Origin of the sequence: Streptomyces sp. 8N706, assembly GCF_052245415.1 — a bacterium.
Taxonomy (GTDB): Bacteria; Actinomycetota; Actinomycetes; order Streptomycetales; family Streptomycetaceae; genus Streptomyces.
The window spans coordinates 1-4,124 of sequence record NZ_JBQQBW010000213.1; the positions used below are offsets into that span (position 1 = coordinate 1).

Below are 4,124 nucleotides of genomic sequence, written 5' to 3' on the forward strand. Positions count from 1 at the left end.
CAGCCTCAGGAGGGGAGGGCCGCCCGGCTCCCCGCTGGGGCCGGGCGGGGCTCAGCCGCCGGAGGTGTCCAGTTCCGCGTCCGCGTTGATCGCGGCGGAGTCGTACGGGTCGTCGAGCCAGCCGTCCGGCAGGACCACGCGGTTCCTGCCGGAGGTGCGCCCGCGCGGTCCGTCCGCCCCCGCGGGCCACGGCTGGTCCAGGTCCAGCTGGTCCAGCAGCGCGTCCAGCTCGTCGAGCGACGAGGTGATCGCGAGCTTCTTGCGCATCTCGGAGCCGATGGAGAAGCCCTTGGTGTACCAGGCGACGTGCTTGCGGAAGTCGATGACGCCGCGTGCCTCGTCCTCCAGCCACTCCCCCAGCAGCTCGGCGTGACGGCGCATCACGACAGCGACCTCCTTGAGGGTCGGCGCCGCGGCGGGGGCCGGCGCCCCGGCGGCGCCCTCATGGCCTCCCGGCCGGGCCCCCGGGCCCTCGAAGGCCGCGACCAGGTCGCCGAACAGCCAGGGCCGGCCGAGGCAGCCGCGCCCCACGACCACCCCGTCGCAGCCCGTCTCCCGCATCATCCGTACCGCGTCGTCGGCCGACCAGATGTCGCCGTTGCCGAGCACCGGGATCTCGGGGACGGACTCCTTGAGCCGGGCGATGGCGTCCCAGTCGGCGGTGCCCCCGTAGTGCTGGGCCGCGGTCCTCCCGTGCAGCGCGATGGCCGTCACACCCTCCTCGACCGCGATCCGCCCCGCGTCGAGGAAGGTGATGTGGTCGTCGTCGATCCCCTTGCGCATCTTCATGGTCACGGGCAGGGAGCCCGCGCCCGCGACGGCCTCACGCAGGATCGACCGCAGCAGGTTCCGCTTGTACGGCAGCGCGGAGCCGCCGCCCTTCCGGGTCACCTTGGGCACCGGGCAGCCGAAGTTGAGGTCGATGTGGTCGGCCAGGTCCTCGTCCGCGATCATGCGGGCGGCCTGGCCTACGGTCACCGGGTCCACGCCGTACAACTGGATGGAGCGCGGTTTCTCGGTCCCGTCGAAGTGGACCAGCCGCATGGTCTTGGCGTCCCGCTCCACCAGCGCCCGGGTGGTGATCATCTCGCTCACGAACAGCCCCTTGCCGCCGCTGAACTCGCGGCACAGGGTGCGGAACGGCGCGTTGGTGATCCCGGCCATCGGGGCCAGGACCACCGGCGGCTGCACCGTGTGCGGGCCGATCTGCAGCTGCGTCATCGGGGGTGCGTCCTTCAGGAGCGTACGGGCGGGCGGCCTCCCATTGTCCCGCATCGGCGACGGGGGCCGCTCCACGGCCGGCAGTCGGCGACGGGGGCCGCTCCACGGCCGGGACCAGGTGATTGTACGTTCAACCATGTCACGGACCCAGCAACCGGCGACGGCTGCTCGTGCTCGGAATCTGCTGGAGGAGCCTGCTGATCGTCAGCCTCGACAACACCGTCCTGAAAGTGGCGCTGCCGTCCATGCGCAGGGACCTGGACGCCTCCGTCGCGGGCATGCGACGCCTCCGTCGCGGGCATGCGGTGGGCGTCAGAAGCACGACGCACATCACCGCGTCAGGCGCCGGCCGCCGCAGGCACGTGAAGCCGCTCCAGCCGCTCGCGCGACTCGGCGTCCGCCGGGACGTAGGTGATGAGGCGCGGACCGTGGCGGGGGCCGAGCCAGAGGGTGGTGTGGTGCAGATGCAGCATCCCGACCTGAGGGTTGCGGAAGCGCTTCGTACGGTCCCCGGCGCTCAGCACCTCATGCCGCTCCCAGATCTCCCGGAACGCGGGTGAGCTCTGCTCGAGCCGCTTGACCAGGGCCTTCCAGGCGGGTTCGGCGATGTGCTCGGCCATCGACGCACGGAACTTGGCGGTCATCACCCGTACCGTCTCCTCCCAGTCGGGGAGCCCGGCCTGCCAGGCGGGGTGGGTGAAGGCCAGCCACATGCAGTTGCGGTCCTCGAACGGCAGGGCGTCGAGGTCGCAGAGCAGCCGTCCGTAGGTGCGGTTGTAGGCGAGGATGTCGTACCGGCTGTTCTGAACGCTGACCGGGTACGGCTCCAATTGTTCGATCATCAGGCGCAGCGCCGGCGAGACCCCCGGGCAGTCGGTGTCCGGCGCGGGGTCGCTCTCGCCGGCGAGCGCGAACAGGTGGGTGCGTTCGCTGGGGTCGAGGAGCAGGGCGCGGGCGATGGCGTCGAGGACCTGCGCGGAGACATGGATGGCACGGGCCTGTTCGAGCCAGGTGTACCAGGTGACGCCGACGGCGGCGAGGTGCGCGACCTCCTCACGGCGCAGGCCCGGGGTGCGGCGGCGCCGGCCACGGGGAAGGCCGACCTGCTCGGGGCTGATCCGTTCGCGGCGGCTGCGCAGGAAGGCCGCGAGCGCGGCTCTCTGCGCCTCGCTGCCCTCCGGGCGATCCGGCCCGGCGGCGATCCGGGTGTCCTGGCCGTGGTCGGGGACCTGCGCGATGGTGGCCATGGAGTCAGGGTGCCGTACCGCTGATCCCATTTCCAGGTACTGCGGGTACCAGGATAAGGACACTCTGGTACCCCTCTGACTGGGCCGCCATCGTCGTATCCGTGAGCGAAACCCGTGTGCGAACCGAATCCGCAGCCCTGACGGAGGCTGCGGCCACCCCGTCCGCTCTCGGCCGGCTCGGCCTGATGACCGTGCTGCTGGGCGCGTCCCTCCCCCTGATCGACTTCTTCATCGTCAATGTCGCCCTGCCGTCCATCGACCGCGACCTCGCCGCCGGGCCCGCCCTGCTGGAGCTGGTGGTGGCGGGGTACGGCGTGGCCTACGCCGTCCTGCTGGTGCTGGGCGGCCGGCTGGGCGACATGTTCGGCCGCCGCCGGCTCTTCCTCGCCGGGATGGCGGCCTTCGGTGCGACCTCCCTGGCCTGCGGGCTGGCGCCCGACGCCTGGTCGCTGGTGGCGGCGCGGGTGGCGCAGGGGGCGGCGTCGGCGCTGATGCTGCCCCAGGTGCTGGCCACCATTCACGCGACGACCACGGGCGCACGCCGGGCCCGGGCGCTCAGTCTGTACGGCGCGACGGCCGGCCTGTCGATGGTCGCCGGGCAGATCCTGGGCGGCGTCCTGGTCGCGGCCGACCTCGCCGGGACGGGCTGGCGGCTGATCTTCCTGGTCAATGTTCCGGTGGCGCTGATCGGTCTGGCGCTCGCGGCGCGTACGGTCCCGGAGACCCGCTCCGACCGGCCGGCCCCGGTCGACGGGGCGGGCACGCTCCTGCTGACCGTCTCGCTGATCACGCTGCTGGCGCCGCTGACGGAGGGCCGGGCCGCCGGCTGGCCGGTGTGGACCTGGGTCTCGCTGGCGGTGTTCCCCTTCGCCGCCGGCGCGTTCTGGATGGTGGAGCGGCGGGCGGACCGGCAGGGGCGTACACCGCTGGTCCCGCCGAGCCTGTTCGCTCTGCCGGGGCTGCGTCGAGGCCTGGCCATGGTCCTGCCGTTCTCCATCGGCTTCGGCGGATTCATGTTCGTGGTCGCGGTGGCGCTCCAGCAGGGCCTGCGGCTCGGGCCGGTGGCGGCCGGTGTGGCGCTGGTGCCGATGGCCGTGGCCTTCTTCGTCGCCTCGCTGTTGGGTCCGCGCCTGGTGGGTCGGTACGGCAGCCCGGTCGTGACCGTCGGCGGACTGATCCAGGCGGCGGGTCTGGCGCTGCTGGTCATGGCCGCGCTGCGGAGCTGGCAGGACCTCGGCTTCGTGGAGCTGCTGCCGGGGATGGCGCTGGCAGGTTTCGGCCAGGGCTTTCAGCTGCCGGTGCTGTTCCGGATCGTGCTGGCGGATGTGCCGGGCGACCGGGCCGGGGTCGGCAGCGGGGTCATGGTGACCACCCAGCAGTCGAGCCTGGCGCTGGGCGTGGCGACCCTCGGTACGTTGTTCCTGGCGCTGTCCGGCCCGATGGGCATGCGCGACGCGCTGGTCACCACGCTCCTCACCCAGCTGGGGTTGGTCGTGCTGACCGTGCTGTTGAGCCTGCGACTGCCGCGCACGGTGCGCTGAGCACACCCGGCCCGGCGCAGCGCGTGCGCCGGGCCCTCACCAGGAAGTCTCGCCGCGAACGACGTCCGCGGTATGAGCTCCGGACACCGCGTGGTGCCGGGCTCCCTGCGATCAG

3 protein-coding genes are annotated in these 4,124 nt (G+C 72.5%); 1 reads left to right on the plus strand and 2 read right to left on the minus strand.

Translation table 11 applies throughout. From position 1 onward, the window contains the following. Positions 1 to 51: 51 nt before the first annotated feature. Both dusB and ACTWQE_RS33715 read right to left on the minus strand, forming a co-directional pair. Positions 52 to 1,221: a tRNA dihydrouridine synthase DusB gene (dusB, locus tag ACTWQE_RS33710; protein WP_443332901.1), complete on the minus strand. Its 1,170-nt coding sequence runs from the start codon at positions 1,219 to 1,221 to the stop codon at positions 52 to 54. A gap of 338 nt (positions 1,222 to 1,559) precedes the next feature. Then, positions 1,560 to 2,468 carry a helix-turn-helix transcriptional regulator gene (locus ACTWQE_RS33715; RefSeq protein WP_443332902.1) on the minus strand — a complete coding sequence of 303 codons (909 nt, stop codon included), beginning with the start codon at positions 2,466 to 2,468 and terminating at the stop codon, positions 1,560 to 1,562. A 185-nt stretch (positions 2,469 to 2,653) separates the two neighbouring features. Here ACTWQE_RS33715 and ACTWQE_RS33720 point away from each other — a divergent pair, with 185 nt between their 5' ends. Then, the gene (locus ACTWQE_RS33720) at positions 2,654 to 4,009 is read left to right on the plus strand and encodes an MFS transporter (RefSeq protein WP_443332903.1); all 1,356 of its coding nucleotides are present in this window, start codon (positions 2,654 to 2,656) and stop codon (positions 4,007 to 4,009) included. Positions 4,010 to 4,124: the final 115 nt, after the last annotated feature.

Bases quoted from the DNA above. Each gene is read 5' to 3' on its own strand.
- dusB (WP_443332901.1), bottom strand. From the start codon at position 1,221: ATGACGCAGCTGCAGATCGGCCCGCACACGGTGCAGCCGCCGGTGGTC.
- ACTWQE_RS33715 (WP_443332902.1), bottom strand. From the start codon at position 2,468: ATGGCCACCATCGCGCAGGTCCCCGACCACGGCCAGGACACCCGGATC.
- ACTWQE_RS33720 (WP_443332903.1), top strand. From the start codon at position 2,654: ATGACCGTGCTGCTGGGCGCGTCCCTCCCCCTGATCGACTTCTTCATC.